This is a genomic window from Streptococcus sp. cx1 (assembly GCF_052384325.1).
GTDB classification, from domain to species: Bacteria; Bacillota; Bacilli; order Lactobacillales; family Streptococcaceae; genus Streptococcus; species Streptococcus salivarius_G.
Genome location: NZ_JBQSUN010000002.1, coordinates 126,441 through 142,258, shown reverse-complemented (window position 1 = coordinate 142,258; position 15,818 = coordinate 126,441). Strand labels below are relative to the sequence as shown.

Genomic DNA, 15,818 nt, shown 5'->3' with positions numbered 1-15,818 from the left:
TTATATAATTTGAAAAATTTAGAAAGGAAAACAGAATGCACGAAACACATTCTCTCCGTGAGCGATTTCTTGTTTTCTTCAAGATTTTTGTGCCCATACTGATCTATCAGTTTGCCAACTTTTCAGCAGCTTTTGTGGACACTACCATGACTGGTCAATACGATGCCCTACACTTGGCGGGGGTAGCCATGGCAACGAGTTTATGGAGTCCTTTTTTCACCTTCTTAACAGGTATCGTATCTGCCCTAGTTCCTATTATCGGACACCATCTAGGGGCAGGTCGCAAGGACCGAGTGGCACCTGATTTCTATCAATTTCTTTATATGGCTTTGGGTCTATCACTGATCCTCTTTGCCCTCGTTTTTCTGGGGGCACCCTTAGTTCTGGGACACTTAGGTTTGGAACCTGTGGTCAGAAAGGTGGCCCTTGGATACCTACGCTTTTTGAGTCTTGGGATTATTCCCCTTCTGCTCTTTAGCGTGGTTCGCTCCTTCCTTGATGCGCTTGGCCTTACGCGCCTTTCCATGTACCTCATGCTTTTGCTTCTACCACTAAATGGTTTCTTCAATTTTCTCCTCATCTATGGCATCGCTGGTCTACCAGAGTTGGGAGGAGCTGGAGCAGGTCTGGGAACTTCATTGGCTTACTGGGCCCTTCTCCTTATTTCCATCGCAGTTATCAGAAAGCATAAGAAGGTTAAACCCTACCAGATTGAAAAAATCCAACCCCTTGATAAGACGGCTCTGCTTGACGCACTGAAACTAGGTCTCCCCATTGGTGGAACGGTCTTTGCGGAGGTCGCCATCTTCTCAGGCGTTGGTCTAGTTATGGCCAAGTATCCATCCCTAGTCATTGCCAGTCATCAGGCGGCCATGAATTTCTCAAACCTCATGTATGCCTTTCCTCTCAGTGTTTCCAGTGCAATGGCTATCATTATTTCTTACGAATTTGGAGCTAAACGCATGGATGCGGTCAAGAGCTATAGCAAGCTAGGACGTCTAACTGCCTTAGGTTTTGCTGGTTTTACCTTGTTCTTTCTCTATTTCTTGCGCTATGATTTAGCTGAACTCTATGGACATGAACCTGAGTTTTTGAGAATGACGGCCGTTTTCATGACCTATAGCCTCTTCTTTCAAGTGGCGGATGTCTTTGCGGCTCCACTTCAAGGAATTCTTCGTGGCTATAAGGACACCAAGGTCCCTTTCTATCTCGGTGTCTTGTCATACTGGGGCATGACCTTCCCTGTTGGTTACCTTCTTGAAAAAGTTGCTGGACTGGGTCCATATAGTTACTGGATTGGCCTGATTGCCAGTCTTATCGTCAGTGGTCTTTGTTACCAATGGCGCCTAAATAGAATCGTCAAACGCTACGAATCACATCATTAATATACCTTAAGCAGTCTAGTCAGACTGCTTTTTCTCTGCTCAAAACTTGATAATAAAGAAAAATCCTCCTGCATATTGAAAACAGATAAACTGTTGTCAATGTACAGAAAGCTTCTTTTATGAGTGATTAGTTATATTCAGATTTTCCTGACCTATTGTCAAACTGGATCCATTAATGAAAACATAGATGTTTAATATTGAAAAAGGTATCACAGAGACCAGCTGGGTCAATTAGGGCAAAATAAATCATGACTAAACCACACAGAGCTAGGAAATGATAAAGATAAACTATTTTCTCCCCTGTTTTAGGAAGTAAAAGAAAAGACCAGAACCACAAGACACAAATGGCTATTAATATGATTAGTTTATTCATCAATTCCATAATAAGCTCCGTCAAAAAGGTTTAGCACAATAAAATAGTCCTTAGGACTATCTGAATCTTATCACAAAATCTAACAAGTGCTGTCATATTTCGTTATGGAAATTTATACTCTTTTGCTAGCTATGTTTAGGTAAGTTTAGACATATAAAATCATAATTGGGAGGTTAGGAAGACTAATTATTACACAAAGTACAATAATGTTTACAGACACCAAAACTAGCAAAATCTATGGAAAAAACACTTTGACACTTGTCAGATTTCTCACTACTATAGTGTACTACTTTTTGGTTTGACACTTAAAACAAATTCGATAAAATTGTAAAAAAATGTAATGAAAGGTTACTTTTTTGTCCTGAATGGTAAGGTGACATTTTATGTTAGCTTTAAAAGGCTTTCCTTAATTTCTTTTACATGCAAAAAAGGTTGGTGGTAAGGGACTCCAACCTCTTTAGTTATGGCATGATTCTAGTAAAAAGATCTCTTAGAACTAGTGACTAATCAGTCTACTTGGTCAAGTAAGTAGGCATAGCCTTCTTTTTCCATATCGGCTTTAGGCACAAATCGCGTTGCTACACCATTGATACAATAGCGTAACCCACCCTTGTCACTTGGCCCATCTGGAAAGACATGCCCAAGATGAGAATCTCCTACACGACTACGAACCTCAATACGATCCATATTGTGAGAATGGTCTTCCTTGTAGTTGGCTACCTCGGGACTAATGGGACGAGAGAAACTTGGCCAGCCACAAGCTGAATCAAACTTGTCCTTGGATGAAAAGAGGGGCTCACCAGTCACTACATCAACATAAATCCCTGGTTCAAAATGATTCCAAAGGGGACTTGTAAAGGCCCGTTCTGTTCCATTTTCCTGGGTCACAGCATAAGCTTCTGGGCTCAGACTTACTTTAAGCTCCTCCTGACTTGGTTTGTGATAAGAACTTGAATCAATAATAGGATTAACCGCTTGATTAACATTAATATGGCAATAGCCATTAGGATTCTTCTTGAGATAATCCTGATGATAATCCTCAGCAGGAATAAAGTGTTGCAATGGCAACAACTCAACTGCCAAAGGCTGACCGTATTGCTCAGATATTTCTTGGAAAACTTGCTCGATGATTGGCAAGTCATTTACATCAGTATAGTAAACACCCGTACGGTACTGGGTTCCCACATCATTGCCCTGTTTGTTTTTGCTTATAGGATTGATAATACGGAAGAAATGTAGCAAAATCTCTCGCAATGACACTTTGCTAGCATCATAGGTTACCTGAACAGTTTCAGCGTGGCCCGTCTGACCGATGAGCTCATAGCGAGTCGTCTCACTACGACCATTGGCATAACCTGAAATGGCATCTAACACACCAGGCACACGAGAGAAGTACTCTTCCACACCCCAGAAACAGCCACCAGCAAGATAGATCTTATGATTATTTAGATTTGACATTTTTAACACTCCCTTCACTAGATACTTGCATCTCCACGCCTTAAGTGTAACGCTTTTTGGGAGATTTCGCACTTATGGTGACTTGGAGAGACAAAAAAATCCCACCACAATTGTGATAGGATTTTATGTTTATTCCATTTCGAATCTTTCGCTCTTAATCTTATCTGGTAAGACGAGAGACAAGAGGATACACAAGATGGCTGGTATCAACCATGGCAATGATGCTCCTGACAATGGTAGGAAGTTAATAAGGGCATTGAGTCCTGCAAGTTTGAACTGGCTGCCAATTACACTAAGTAAAGCGATATGCGTCACTACAGCAACTGTAATTTGCATACCAGGTTTAGACAAGGCCACAAACTTATTAGCAATCACAATCATGACAATCGTGATTGTAATTGGGTAAAGAATCAAAAGTACTGGTACTGAGAATGCAATGATATTATTAAGTCCCAAATTGGCAATCGCAAACCCAACAAGAGTGAAGACAATAGCATAGGTTTTGTATGAGACTTGTGGGAAGGCCTTGTTAAAGAACTCACCGGTCGCCACAATCAAGCCTGCTGTTGTCGTAAAGCACGTCACTGTTACCATAACTGCTAGGAAAATCTGTGAAATCGGACCAAAGATAGCCTGAGTTGCATTCGATAGAACAGCTGCTCCAAGGTTAGCACCTTCTCCCAAAGTTGATGTATCAAGTGGGAAATGGTTCCCCAAGAATGCTAGACCTAAGTATAAACCTGAGAACATCAATCCAACCAGAATACCTACAACCCAAATGGTTGAGATGTACTCTTTTTTAGATTTAAAGCCTAATTGATTGAGGGTTACTACTGCCACCACACTAAAGGCTACCGAAGCCAAGGCATCTAAGGTATTGTACCCTTCCAAGAAACCATTACCAAAGGCTGAGGCTTTATAAGCTTCTGTTGCAGTATGTGTGCTATGACCACCATATTTAAAGGCACCAACTACAATCAAAATAACGATTAATAGAGCGAAAATAGGTGTCAGGATTCGACCAATACTATCTAAAATCTTAGAAGGATTCATTGCAATCCATAAAGCCAAGGCAAAATAAACGGCTGTGAAGGCAAGTAACCATAGACTAGTATGACTATTACCGACCATTGGTGCAATACCAATTGAAAAAGCTGTCGCTGCTGTCCTTGGAATGGCAAAGAATGGTCCAATAGACAAGTAAAGCACTGCCAAGTATAACAAGGCAAACTTAGGTGAGATTTTTTGCGAAATCTCGTGAATATACCCCTTCGGATTTAGAGTCCCAATAATAAGTGTTAGAATTGCAATTCCGACACCAGATAGGACAAAACCGGCAATGGCTGGCCAAAAATGACCTCCAGATTCAAAGCCTAACTGAGGGGGAAAGGTCAGATTTCCCGCTCCAAAGAACATACCAAACAACAATAAAGCTGTAAGGCTTCCCTTTTTTAACATAAGTTTCTCCAATCTAAAACAAACAAGATCTTATGCCCCAAATAGACACAACTTGTTTATTATAATTTTAGTCAACTTATTTAGTATGACATGATTAGTTTGGAACTTCAAGCTATTGAAACGTATTAGGAAAGATTTTTAAAATTTCAAATATTCTGTCTGATTGGATGAAAAAACTAGACAAGATTCTTATCCCGTCTAGTTTAACTACTTAAATTATGGATGACTAACAATCAGTTCAAGATTTCCCTGGATTTGCCAAGCTTGGACATCGCTAGGTAGAATAAAGTGACTTCCTTTGGCGATGTCATAATCTTGAGCGTCTACTTTAAGGCTTCCTTGGCCATCAAGCACACTAAACAAACTGTAATCAGCAGTCTTTTCAAAATCAGCCTTACCTGAAATTTCCCATTTGTAAGCATCAAAGAAATCACTTGCTACTAAAAGTGTTGATTTGAGGTCGTCTACTTTTGTTGTGACTGGACGACTGTTGGCTGGCTCACCGATAGTAAGGACATCGATAGATTTTTCAAGATGGAGTTCACGCAGGTTACCTTGATCATCTTTACGGTCAAAATCATAAACACGGTAGGTCGTATCACTAGATTGTTGCGTTTCAAGAACCATGATACCTGCACCAATAGCATGCATGGTACCACTTGGCACATAGAAGAAATCTCCTGCTTTAACTGGAACCTTGGTCAAGAGATTTTCCCAATCCTTACGTTCAATTTGCTGGCGCAATTCTTCTTTTGATTTAGCATTGTGACCATAAATGATTTCTGCACCTGGTTCAGCAGCAATGATATACCAACACTCTGTTTTACCAAGCTCACCTTCATGTTCAAGTCCATAAGCATCATCTGGGTGAACCTGAACTGAAAGCCAGTCATTGGCATCCAAAATCTTCGTCAAAAGTGGGAAGACAGGTTCCTGACGATTGCCAAACAATTCACGATGCTCAACATAAAGAACATCCAAAGTTTGACCAGCATAACGACCATTCTTAATCGTCGATACACCATTTGGGTGAGCAGAAATAGCCCAGTACTCTCCGACATGGTCGCTTGGAATGTCGTAGCCAAAGACATCACGCAAATGTGTGCCGCCCCAGATTTTTTCTTGCATAACAGATTGTAAAAATAATGGTTCAGACATAATATTCTCCTTATTCTAGGAACGAGAGGCCAAAAAGTCTCTAGGAAAATTTAGACTAGTGACCTTACAATGACAGATTTTCAGATAGAGGTACTCTATATGTGTAACTCAATCATATTAAAGTCAATAGTCTTCTTATTTACCAAAAGTTTAGGCAAGTTCTTATGATTGTTTACCTCAATTATAAGCATAATTTGTGAAAAATTCAACAAACTTATAGAGAAAAGAACAGAATTAGCAGGCCAACTTTCCAGATCACTAACCTTAATAGAACACCTAAAAAAATATGTCCAGTTAAACGTTTTCCTAAATTCATCTATTTGAATTAAGTCAATCTTTAACCTATAATGTTAGTGATATTATGAAAGGAAATCTCTCAATGAAATTCTATTCCTACGACTATGTGCTAAGTCAGATTAGCCAACAAAACTGGGTTATGGTTGCCATTGCTGCAGGACTTATTTTAGTGACCGGCGTATTTGCTTTTAAGGCCTTCAAAGAACGCCATGATACTAAGTTTCGTGAACTCTCTATCATTTCTATTTTAACCTTAGTTGCCGTGGTTCTAATTGCTATCAGTAATTTCCAAAGCAATCAATCTAACAACGACCAATTTAGAGCATCTCTTCACTTTATCGAGGTTGTGTCTAAAAATCTTGACGTTGATAAGAGCAAGGTTTATGTCAATACTTCTGCTGCCACTGATGGAGCTATCGTAAAAGTTAAAGACAACTACTACCGTGCCATTGCAGGTTCGGATCCCGATAGCTACTTGCTAGAACAAATAAAACTTTACAAGTCTGATGTTGAACTCGTGGAGGTTAAAAAATGACATCTTTTTATCTTACTGTTGCAATTAAACTAGCTTTGGGGCTTATTTCACTCGTCTTTGTTATCAATTTAACAGGTAAAGGAAACCTAGCACCTAGCTCAGCTACTGACCAAGTACAGAACTTCGTCCTTGGTGGAATCATCGGTGGAACAATTTATAGTAGTAACGTTTCCATCCTCCAATATTTCGTGATTTTGATTATTTGGACGATTTTGATTTTACTTCTAAAATGGCTTAACACAAACATTCGCTTTATCAAACACTTGATTGACGGTAAGCCAACAGTCATCATCAAACATGGTCAACTAGATCCTGAAGCTTGTCGCTCTAAAGGACTTTCAGCCTCTGATGTCGCTTTAAAATTACGTTCTCAAGGAATTTTTCAACTCAAAGAGGTTAAACGTGCTGTAATTGAGCAAAACGGCCAATTGATTGTGATTCGTGCGGGTGATGAAAATCCGAAATACCCAATTGTCACAGATGGCGTTGTTCAGTTGGAAATTCTTGACAGTATCGGAAAATCTGAAGCATGGTTAAACGACGAACTTACTAAAATGGGATATGACAACATTTCAGATATCTTCATCGCTGAATACGATAAAGGAAACATTAATGTCGTTACTTATTAAACAAATCACTTGCATTACCGTCTAATATTGTCTACAATGGTCTCATCATAAAAAGGAGGTTCTACTATGGGAATCGAAGATAAATTGAATCAAGCTAAAGGCGCTCTTAAAGAGGGTGCTGGTAAACTTACTGGCGACAAAAAAACTGAAATCGAAGGTGCTGTCGAAAAAGTTGTAGCAAAAGCAAAAGACGGTATCGAAGATGTTAAAGAAGGCGTTGAAGGTGCTGTTGAAGGCCTTAAAAATAGCTTTAAAAAATAAGTAAAAAAACTGTATCTGTTAATCAGGTACAGTTTTTTATACTTAAAATGAGAGATTACTTACGGGAATGCTTGCCTCCCTTAAGTGCAAATGATGTTGTCATGAGTACAGCTCCTAATGCGCCTAAGCCCAAGCTACTCACATCACCAGTATTTGGTAGGCTAGATTTACTTGTTGTTTGGTTGCTTTGTGAGCTTTTGTCAGACTGGTTAGACTTAGAGCTTGTTTGATTATTTGTTTTTTGTGCAAGATTCGTCTGTACGACTGGGCCTACATTTTCCTTTTGACTTGAAACTTCTCTTGGCTGACCTTTTGATGCTTTAGAGCTTTGATTTTGAGGTTGGAGCTTATCCAACTTTTCAGCAGTCTCATGAGCTTGTTGTTGGGCACTGCTTGATGTATTGGTCATTGTTTGTGTCGATTGCTCTTTTGTAGGCTGGTTAGCGAGAGAGGTATTTGATTTAAGCGATGCTCCTTCAAAGCTTGAAGGATTTGATGTTGACGTATTTTGATTTGATAAAGCTGTGTTTGTCGCTGTCATTGCTGGAGCATTGGTAGCTGGTTGATTAGCACTGCTGCTTGTCGTAGGGCTCATATTTATAGAGTTTGAGCTACTTGTTTGACTAGCAAAGTTTGGTGGGGTTGGACGTCCAGTATTAGCCGTCTGGCTTGTTGAACTTGTACTACTTGTGCTAGTTGTATTCTCAGAACTTGTCGAAGCAGATTGGCCCCATGGGGTATTGACGGTACCCGTATTTGTAGAGCTGCCACCATAGCTAGTTGGTCTGCCGTAGCCTCCGAAGTTATCAGACATTGAGCTATTGCCAAAGCCACCGCCTGGGAAGCCGCCTATGCCACCAGCACCAGGACCATTGTTTGTGCCTTCTTCAGTAGCTGTTGCAGTCACACTAGCACCACTTGATGTCGTAATGGTATAGGTTTCACCCGAAGTTAGACTCTCGGTACTAAAGACCACATTTCCAAATGAAGAAGTCGCTGTCGTTGTGGCAATGACATTTCCAGAACTATCAGTGACTGTAATGGTGTCCCCTGCACTACCTGAAATGTTAGCCATGATGTAAGATTGGCTTGAACCTGTTGTAAAGGCCTGAGCCATTCCTTGGTTACCAATGGCCCAAACGGTACCGCCCGAGATGATACCTGTCCCATCATAGTCGATAGCCGCATTATCGGCACTTGTCTGAGCGACATAGAGAGAACCACTTTTAACTGTCACATTCCCATTACTGTCGATACCATCACCATCTGCTAGGATTGTAACTGTTGCACCGTCAATATTGATGGCAACTTCATTTTCCAAATCAGAAGTCGAGTTGGTTAGGCTTGAAGTGTCTGCACTGTCCTTGGTCGTCCACTCAGTGGCGTTAATACCGTCATCTCCAGCAGTGATGTCAACGGTTCCACCTGTCAAATTGATATAACGTCCTTCAAGGCCTTCGTCACCTGCCACGACTGTTACTTTAGAATTACCTTCAACGGTCAATTCATCCGTAACCGTGATACCTTTATCAGTCGCATTAATGGTTACCGTTGAGTCGGTAATTGTCAAGTCACCACTATTCACATCTGTTTCGTCTTCGACTTGAATACCATCATCAGTTGCTGTGATGTTGACTGTGGCATTTTTAATGGTTACAGCTGTCGTCGCATTGATGCCATCCTTGGCCTCAGAAGTCAAATCAAGCGTTACAGAGTCAACCGTTACACTATCAGCCTTAATGGCGTGCTTTTCAGTACTTGAAAGGGTCAAGCTACTTCCAATACCGCTGGTGATGGTCAAAGCTCCAGCTGCTTCGATGGCATTAGCAGAGGTCGAAGAAATGGAACTGTCTGAAAGGACATTCACCGTCAATTCTGCTGAGGAATTAGAAGTGATTGACGAATCTGTTAAGGTCACATCATCCAAGTAGATTGTAACTGGATCCGTCACGCTACCAGCCACAATAATAGTGTAACTTGAGCCATTACCTGTTAGAATATATGAACCTGATTGATTAATGGTAACAGTAGTGCCGTCAACTGTTACTGTGCTACTATCACTTGTTACCACAGTTGTCCCATTAAAGGTAATCGTGGTCGTGGTGCTTTCTGAATCAGCACTGCTAGACTCAGTTGTTGTTGTCTCAGATGTAGTATCTGAAGCATTGTTGGTTAAAACTGAAGCTGTCTCTGAAGCAGTCGCTTCAGTGGAGCTTGTGCTTGTATTAGTGCTACTACTTTCATCTGTAGTAGTTGTTGCCGTTTCTGAAGTTTCATTAGTTGTTGTTGCAGCAGTTTCAGAAGAACTGGCTTCTGAAGTTGAAGAGGTGCTTGACTGATTAGAGGTTTCACTACTTGACGATGTTTCTGTTGTGTCGGATGTTGAACTTGTTGTGTCTGCTGTTGTACTTGTTGCTGATGAACCAGTGTCAGATGTCGTAGTTGTAGTACTTGTATCAGTATCTGTACTTTTCTCACTAGTATTTGACGAATCTTCTGTCTGCACACTTTCTTCAATTAAATCAGCAGTGGTTTCACCCGTCGTAACCGTTGAGAGCGTTGAATCAGTGTTCGTCTCATCGGCTGAAGCCTTATTTTCATTTAAGACAACAGAGCTTCCAAAAATTAAGCTCGCTACTAGAACTGAACCTGCAGTTTTCCATTTTGATGATTTTTTAATGGCATAACGTTCTTGTGTTTGTTTTGTATCTTTGTATGTCATATGTTCTACCTCTTTCTTACTTTTGAGATGCCTCTATTAAACACAAGAAACCTAAGACAAGACTTAAAGAAAGGTTAATCTTTCCTTAAAGTAAAAAAGTCCCCAAGATATTGGGAACTTTCAATCTCTAGGATAGACCACTCTAAATTCTTCCAAAACAACCAGACTTTCCTGACTAAAATGTAATCCAACCTCTTCTAACCAATTGCTAAAGAGATTCTCATGAAGCTCTTGCCAATAAGTTAGCCCACGGTCTCCTTCACCTTCCTTGTAGGCATGGTCTTTAGAAACCTCTTTAAATGGGATGACCTCAACTTTCGTCGTTTCAATAATACAAATAGCATTCTCCTTACTATCAAGAATGACGCTCAGTTCATTTTCCTTGGGCAATGGTTCATTCCCCACTGCATACAAGTCAAAAGCTGAACTGGTTGCTGTCTTTTGCCCCATCAATACGAGTTCTGCCAAATAATCTGCTTCCACGCCAAAGGCCCAGGCATCAATCTTATCTCCGATTGTCTGATTTAAAATCTTATAGGCTTGCCACATCTGGTCTGATTTCATCAATCTACTCCTGCTTTTACTTCCCTTCCATTATATCAAAAAACGCTAGATCATCAGACCTAACGTTTTCATCTTAATACTTAGAATGTTTATAACCGTAAAAGGCATAGATAGCTGAACCAATTAGCACTGCCAAACCAAAGGCTAACCATGTCTGCCAACTGTACTGACTCATAAAGGAGAGGCAGACGATAATTGAAATAATGGGCAAGACAGGAACAAATGGAACCTTAAACTCATCCTTCTGTGGCAAACCCTTGTCCTTACGAAGAATAATGAGGGCAATAGCCAAGAGGACCAAGTAAGCCAAGGTCGCAATGTTAACCAAGGATGCCATATTGGCCAAAGAGAAGATACCTGCTGAGATAGCTGACAAAACGCCTGTCAAAAGCGTCGCATGATGTGGAACCTTATTAGTCTCTGAAACCTTTTGGAAGGTTTGAGGAAGGAAACCATCACGCGCCAAGCTATAAACCATACGGCTAAGGGCATAGGCCATTGAAATACATACCGTAATCAAGGTCATAATAGCAACCACAGAGACATAGTTGGCCGCCCAAGAAATACCGATATAGCGAAGGGCATAAGCCACAGCATCATCAACATTCAACTTGGTATAGTGAACCATTCCTGTCAAGACCAGCGAAACCACGGCATAAAGTGAAGCCACGATAATCAAGGCAAGAACGATACCTCGAGGAACGTTCTTTTGCGGCTCTTTAATCTCGTCTACTGTCATAGAGATAGACTCGAAACCAAGGAAACCAAAGAACATGAGGGAAGCACCCGCCATAATTCCTGTCTTTCCTCCATAAATTTGCCCAAAGCCAAATGGTGCAAAATCTGCCCAGTTGCTAGGATTCAAATGGAAGAGACCCACTAAGATAAAGACTGCTAAGGCTGAAAATTTGAGCACTACCAAGAGGGAGTTCAAACGTAAAGCCTGTTTAGAATTCATGAGAAGAAGAGCCGTCACCAAGACCAAGACCAAGACTGGCAAGAGGTCAATGTAAGTGCCTTGACTGGGATTGAAAGGTCCACTGATGGCTTGAGGCAACTTAAGACCAAAGCTAGCCAAGAGCCCCTTGAGGTAGGCACCCCAACCAGAGGCCACACTGGATACAGCATTCATAAAGACAATCATGGTCAACCAGCCACCCATCCAGGCAGGATACTCCCCCCAGACAGCATAGAGATAACCATAAACACCACCAGCCGATGGGTAACGTGAGGCAAACTCAGCAAAGAAAATAGCTGACATCCCAACACACACGGCTGAAATCAAGACCGAAATAATCAGGGCAGGACCAGCCAGAGTCGATGCCGCGGTACCAGTAATCGTAAAGATTCCTGTACCAACCATGGCACCGATTCCCAGCAGGACCACATCCCTAAGGGTCAGATGTCGTTTCATCTCAGTCTGAGCGAGACCGACATCCTTTTTACGAAAAATACTCATTTTTATACTCCATTTTTTGCAAAATACCGAACTATTATACCATATTTCTTGGTCTAAATGGTCCTTTTTCTGTATTTTTATACTTTTATTGGTGAATGCTATGTTGAAGATGGGGACTCCTAATGCTTACTTTTTAATTTTCCATACATCTCGATTAAAAGGAGCTTACTAAAGTGGTCATTTATCATTCTTTTTTGTTTCTCAAATCCTTACCTAGAAAGAATTTTCAATTTTTAGAAAAAAACATGAAAATCTTATGAATGCGTTTGATTCTTCTAATGAAAGATGTTAGAATGGGGTCATTAAAAAGGAAAAGGGGAACTTTTATGGAAAATAAAGTTCATTTTAAACTTCATAAAGTGAAAAAACAATGGGTTACCATTGCCGTGTCTGGTTTGGCACTTGGTGCCTCATTGATTGGAGTTGGTGTCTCTGCCGACGAGCAAGCTACAAATCAAGTTACCTCAGCTAGCACGCCTGAAAGCGTCAGTCAGGATCCTGAGCTTGTTGTCACAGAAACAACTGTAGCTACGACAAAAGCTGATCAAGGCGCAACCAATAAGGCAACTGATACAACTGCTACTGTCACAACTGATAAGCAGCCAGTCCTTAAGGAAGACCAAGCAAGTAGCACTTACAATTTGTCTAGTGGCGAAACGAGAACCGCTACCTCAACTTCAGAAACAGCTAGCACAGTCACCGAAGTAAACAGTCAAGCACCGGAGTCTGTTGAAACTACTGTCGTTTCTGGCGGTCAATTCAAGAGCGATGCTGAGGGCAACTGGTACTATCTCAAAGATGGGAAAAATCTGACAGGTGCCCAAAACGTTGACCATTTCGACCTTTATTTTCACGAGGATGGCAAGCAAGCTAAAGGTGAGATTATCACAGAAAATGGACAATCTTGCTACTATGACAAAGCCAATGGACGTAAGGTAACCAATACCTCTATCAACATTGATGGTCAAGCCTACAAAGCTGATGCCCAAGGTCGTTTGACAGCAGTTCTGCCTGAAACGAACAAACGCAACCAGTTTATTGAAGACAACAACCACAACTGGTATTACCTCGGCAAAGATGGCAAACCCGTCACTGGTGCTCAGAACATCGATGGCTTTAACCTCTACTTCCACGAAGATGGTCGACAAGCTAAAAACGAAATCGTCACTATTAATGGTGATAGCTACTATTTCGATAAAGGCAATGGACGTCGCGTAACAGGTCTCCAAGCTCTTAACAACGTCAACCATAAATACTTTGGCTTTTACTACTTCGACAAAGATGGCAAGATGGTCAAAGATGACTTCATCACTGAAAATGGAAATCTTTACTACTTTGATGCTACTGGTAATCAACCTAATTTTGTCTTTGTTTCGGATAAAGCTGGAAACTGGTATTACATCAATGACTTCAAGGCAACTAAAGGCTTCTCAGCCCCATTTGGTTTCCAAACCGAATTTCTAGACCGTAGCCAAGCTCACTACAAGACAAGTGTTCAAAACCTGAACGGACAACAGTATTATTTTGACCCCAAGACTGGTATCATGGTAACCAACCGTTATGTTTCTGACGATAAAGGGAATTGGTATTACTTTGGTAAAGATGGTAAAGCGCTTCATGGCTTTCAAACAGTAGACGGTAGCCTTCACTACTTCAATGACAATGGTCAACAAGTCAAAGGGGACTTCCTTTACTACGGTAACGATATCTACTATTTCGACAAAGACAATGGAAATCCAGTAACCAACCAATTCGTTAATAGAGATAACTCTTGGTACTACTTCGGAGCTGATGGTAAAGCCGTATCTGGTTTCCAAACCATTAACGGACAGAACCTTTATTTCCACGAATATGGTGTACAAGCCAAGGGACAACTGGTTACTGTTGGTGGCAAAACCTACTACTTCGATCCAAATACAGGTGACAAGTGGGTAAATCGCTCACTTACCTTAAACGGTACGGTCTATAAATTTGATAGCAATGGTGTGGCGACTACTAAAGCTGACCAAACCACAAATCGAAATCAATTTGTTAAAGGTACTGATCAAGAATGGTACTACTACGATGCCAATGGTAAAAAGGTCACTGGTTTCCAAACTATTAACAAGGACCTCTTCTACTTCAACGATAAGGGCCAACAAGTCCGAGGAAGTATTTTCAACCTAGGTGATAACTACTACTTTGCCAACAAAGACACTGGTGCTGTCCTTCGTAATGCCTTCTACCATGATAAATCTACTGGTCGTTACGGTAACTTCTCTGAAAACATCTACTACGCAGGAAGTGATGGTGCCTTCAAGACAGGCTGGTTTGAAGTTGATGGCAACCGTTATTATGGTAGCGACTATTCTGATGACGACACACCTAAAGGAAACCTCTACACAGGAGTTATCAACTCTCAACTCTTTAGCCCAGATGGAAAACTCTTGACAAACGGTCTCTATCCTGAGTTCAAGCGTACTGGTGAAAATTCGTATGAACTTGAAGGTGTCTATGTTACAGATGCCGACGGTAATATCAAAGAAGGTCCTTATCAATATGATGGTAAGATTCTTGGATCTAAATATAGTAACGTCCGCCAATCACAATGGTCAACTTTTGACGAATGGGACATTCTTAATGGACACCTCTACCACTTCGACTCAACACCTATGACCTTCACAGCACCAAATGGCCAAAAAGTGACCACAAACGTTGCCATTGCAACAACTAATAAGGCCCTTACCTATCGCGGTGTAACCTTTAATTTTGATGCCAAGGGTATTGATGCGGCAAAAGAAAAAGCCATCCACTTTGACCAATTGCAGACGGATCGTAGCGGCACAAGTTATCTCTATGAAAATGGTCAAAAAGTCACTGGCTTGAAGACCTTTGATGGCGTCACTTACTATTTCTATGACGATGGCCGCCAAGCCAAAGGCACAGAGGTCACAATCAATGGTAAGACTTACCAATTTGACCAATTGACTGGTATCATGACACGCAACGCCTTTTCAAAATCATACAACTACGAAGGTTCTCCACGCTTCCCATACTACCCAACACGCTACTATGGCAACGACGGAGCTGCTCTGACAGGTTGGCAAACCATCGACGGCAAGGACTACTACTTCCGAGATAGCGGAAACCTTGAAACAGGACGTTTTGTCATCGGAGACAGAGCCTATAATGCTGATGACAATGGTGTAGTTGCTGACCGCAAGGGTGAACCTGCCTATCGCAATCGTATTGTCTACGATAAAGGCGATAACTACTATTACAATGACAAAGGTGAGAAAGTGACCGGCTTCCAAGAAGTTGATGGCAAGGTCCTCTACTTCGACGCTGAAGGTAAACAAGTCCTAGGACGTTTCGTCACAGTCGATAACTATACCTACTATTTCGATCCTAAAACAGGAGAAAAATACACTAACCGCTCTGTCCTCATCGACGGTAAACTCTATACCTTCGACAAAGATGGACATGTCGTGTCATAAGATGAGATGAAACCGAGACGAAAGTCTTGGTTTTTTTGTGGGA

The 15,818-nt window shown here is 41.2% G+C and carries 11 protein-coding genes; 5 read left to right on the top strand and 6 right to left on the bottom strand.

Annotated elements, in window-relative coordinates; translation table 11 throughout:
- Positions 1-35 precede the first annotated feature (35 nt).
- Complete coding sequence (locus ACT170_RS04335) at positions 36-1,385, top strand: MATE family efflux transporter (RefSeq protein WP_444818089.1); 1,350 nt, start codon at positions 36-38, stop codon at positions 1,383-1,385.
- Positions 1,386-2,265: 880 nt separating this feature from the next.
- Here ACT170_RS04335 and msrB read toward each other — a convergent pair.
- The 3 genes from msrB to manA all read right to left on the bottom strand — a co-directional run bounded on the left by msrB (position 2,266) and on the right by manA (position 5,832).
- Positions 2,266-3,216 carry a peptide-methionine (R)-S-oxide reductase MsrB gene (gene msrB, locus ACT170_RS04330; RefSeq protein ID WP_444818088.1) on the bottom strand — a complete coding sequence of 317 codons (951 nt, stop codon included), beginning with the start codon at positions 3,214-3,216 and terminating at the stop codon, positions 2,266-2,268.
- A gap of 129 nt (positions 3,217-3,345) precedes the next feature.
- Positions 3,346-4,674: a branched-chain amino acid transport system II carrier protein gene (gene brnQ / locus ACT170_RS04325; RefSeq protein WP_444818087.1), complete on the bottom strand. Its 1,329-nt coding sequence runs from the start codon at positions 4,672-4,674 to the stop codon at positions 3,346-3,348.
- A 216-nt stretch (positions 4,675-4,890) separates the two neighbouring features.
- Complete coding sequence (gene manA, locus ACT170_RS04320; protein ID WP_444818086.1) at positions 4,891-5,832, bottom strand: mannose-6-phosphate isomerase, class I; 942 nt, start codon at positions 5,830-5,832, stop codon at positions 4,891-4,893.
- A gap of 379 nt (positions 5,833-6,211) precedes the next feature.
- Here manA and ACT170_RS04315 point away from each other — a divergent pair, with 379 nt between their 5' ends.
- The 3 genes from ACT170_RS04315 to ACT170_RS04305 all read left to right on the top strand — a co-directional run bounded on the left by ACT170_RS04315 (position 6,212) and on the right by ACT170_RS04305 (position 7,554).
- A complete protein-coding gene (locus ACT170_RS04315) occupies positions 6,212-6,664 on the top strand; it encodes a DUF3290 family protein (RefSeq protein WP_444818085.1) in 453 nt (150 codons plus the stop codon).
- A complete protein-coding gene (locus ACT170_RS04310) occupies positions 6,661-7,293 on the top strand; it encodes a DUF421 domain-containing protein (RefSeq protein ID WP_410537053.1) in 633 nt (210 codons plus the stop codon). Before ACT170_RS04315 ends, ACT170_RS04310 begins: the two co-directional genes overlap by 4 nt.
- Positions 7,294-7,359: 66 nt before the next feature.
- Positions 7,360-7,554: a CsbD family protein gene (locus tag ACT170_RS04305; protein ID WP_037602189.1), complete on the top strand. Its 195-nt coding sequence runs from the start codon at positions 7,360-7,362 to the stop codon at positions 7,552-7,554.
- A 55-nt stretch (positions 7,555-7,609) separates the two neighbouring features.
- On the opposite strand, the gene ACT170_RS04300 is transcribed toward ACT170_RS04305, so the two are convergent.
- The 3 genes from ACT170_RS04300 to ACT170_RS04290 all read right to left on the bottom strand — a co-directional run bounded on the left by ACT170_RS04300 (position 7,610) and on the right by ACT170_RS04290 (position 12,299).
- Positions 7,610-10,276, bottom strand: coding sequence for a carbohydrate-binding domain-containing protein (locus ACT170_RS04300; protein WP_444818084.1), 2,667 nt, complete (start codon positions 10,274-10,276; stop codon positions 7,610-7,612).
- A gap of 120 nt (positions 10,277-10,396) precedes the next feature.
- Complete coding sequence (locus ACT170_RS04295; protein ID WP_410534861.1) at positions 10,397-10,840, bottom strand: ASCH domain-containing protein; 444 nt, start codon at positions 10,838-10,840, stop codon at positions 10,397-10,399.
- A gap of 73 nt (positions 10,841-10,913) precedes the next feature.
- A complete protein-coding gene (locus ACT170_RS04290; RefSeq protein WP_444818083.1) occupies positions 10,914-12,299 on the bottom strand; it encodes an amino acid permease in 1,386 nt (461 codons plus the stop codon).
- Between the two features lie 326 nt (positions 12,300-12,625).
- Between ACT170_RS04290 and ACT170_RS04285 the strand changes: the two genes are divergently transcribed.
- On the top strand, positions 12,626-15,775 hold the full coding sequence (locus tag ACT170_RS04285) for a KxYKxGKxW signal peptide domain-containing protein (RefSeq protein ID WP_371490768.1): 3,150 nt from the start codon (positions 12,626-12,628) through the stop codon (positions 15,773-15,775).
- Positions 15,776-15,818: the final 43 nt, after the last annotated feature.